Origin of the sequence: Thiorhodococcus mannitoliphagus (assembly GCF_010915725.1) — a bacterium.
Lineage (GTDB): Bacteria > Pseudomonadota > Gammaproteobacteria > Chromatiales > Chromatiaceae > Thiorhodococcus > Thiorhodococcus mannitoliphagus.
The window spans coordinates 1-1,894 of record NZ_JAAIJR010000304.1; the positions used below are offsets into that span (position 1 = coordinate 1).

Sequence of the window (1,894 nt, forward strand, 5' to 3'; positions counted from 1 at the left end):
TGAGGCGCAGAAGTGCGACTCTTTTGATTCTAAGTCTCTGTTTTATTGGGTGCCATGACTTATTGAGAAGTTATGGGGTGCGCTCGTAACATATTGATTTAAAATGAACATACCGCTAGCCTGACGGCTATGCCTTACCCCCCTCGCCAGCACAACACACAGCCCCTTAGGAAACGTCAGCGCGCGCCGAGGTCCCCGTGCGCAGCAGCTTGCGCCCGTCCACCATGAAAACGATCAGCAGGAAGACACTGAGCCCCAGGCTGCCGACCAGCATGGCGTGCCAGCCCGTCGCCGTCTGCAGCCATCCGCTCGCCAGGTAGAGTCCCAATCCCAGACCGACATAGCTCAGCACCTTGCCGACCTCATAGGGCACGGGGTAGTAACGGCGGCCGAGCACATAGGACATGAGGACCATGGAGCTATAGCAGACCAGGTGTGCCCAGGCGGCGCCCTCGAAGCCGTACTTGGGCACCCACCAGAGCAAGAGTCCGACCGTGATGACCGAGCCAATGATGGAGACACCCGCGCCCAAGAGGGTGCGGTCCGTGAGCTTGTACCAGATCGACAGGTTCACATAGATGCCGAGCGCGAGGTTGGCGAGCAACAGGACGGGGACGACATGCAGCCCTTCGCGATAGGCGCTGCCCACGAAGTACTGGAAGACGTCGATATAGAGCGTGACAAGCAGAAAGAGGAAGACGCAGCAGATGACGAACCAGTTGAGCACGATGGCATAGGTGCGCCCCGCGTCGGCCTGCTTGGCGTAGCTGAAGAAGAAGGGCTCGCCTGCGTAGCGGAAGGCCTGGATGAAGAGCGACATGAGGATAGAGAGCTTGTAGCAGGCGCTGTAGATGCCGAGCTGCGCCATGTTGGTCGCGTCGTCGTAGGGAAGCAGGTACTTGAGGGCCGCGCGGTCCAGCATCTCGTTGATGATGCCGGCGAAACCGATGACGACCATGGGCAGCGAGTAGCGGATGAGCCGCGCGAAGAGTACCGAGTCGAAAACGCGGAAGCCATGGCGCAGCTGCGGGGCCAGCATCAGCAGCTTGATGAGACTCGCGACCAGGTTGGCCACAAAGACATAGCCCACGCCGATCTCCGGGATCCACAGCCGCCCCAGTAAAGATTGAGGATCGCTCTCGTAAGCGTGGCGGCAGAGGTAGATGAAGAAGATGGTGAGCCCGACGTTGACGCCGATCTCGATCAGCTTGAGCGTCGCAAAGCGTGCCGCCCGGTTCTCCGCGCGCAGACGGGCGAAGGCCGCCGCGCCGATGGCATCCAGCGCCAGGATGGCGGCGCTCCACCAGACATACTCCGCGTTGTCCGGATGACGCAGCAGCTCGGCGATCGGCTGGCGCATGAAAAAGATCGCGAGCAGGAAGAGGACGTTGGACACGACCAGAAAGCGGAGCACCGTCCCGTAGACCACCTCGGGGGCATGCTCCTCGCTGGAGCGGAAGCGGAAATAGCCTGTCTCCATGCCGAAGGTCAGCAGCACGGCCAGAAAGCCCATGTAGGCATAGAACTCGGCGATGACGCCATACTCCGCCGGGGCGAAGGTGTAGGTCAGGAAGGGGACCAGCAAATAGTTGAGGAAGCGCCCGAAGACGCTGCTGACCCCATAGATAGCGGTCTGGGAGGCGAGTCGTTTGAGTGGGTTCAAGGCGGCCGTCCGATACATCCTGTCGAAACGAAAGGGCGCATTCTATACCGACGCAGGGCCCTGTGACGGACTCAGCCCCTGGCAGTCGGGCGCTGAGCTTAGAGCGTGTCCATCAATTGTTTCCCGATGCGAGCGATGCCGCCCGAAATCCCCCCTAGTGCAACAGAGTGGAAATCCCGAGACTGTTTAATCATTCATGCCGCGAGCGGCTTTCCCTCATAGGTCCAGCGG

The 1,894-nt window shown here is 60.6% G+C and carries 1 protein-coding gene; it reads right to left on the minus strand.

Going from position 1 to position 1,894, the window contains the following annotated elements; translation table 11 throughout:
- Positions 1-166 precede the first annotated feature (166 nt).
- Complete coding sequence (locus tag G3480_RS26375; RefSeq protein WP_164657164.1) at positions 167-1,663, minus strand: oligosaccharide flippase family protein; 1,497 nt, start codon at positions 1,661-1,663, stop codon at positions 167-169.
- Positions 1,664-1,894: the final 231 nt, after the last annotated feature.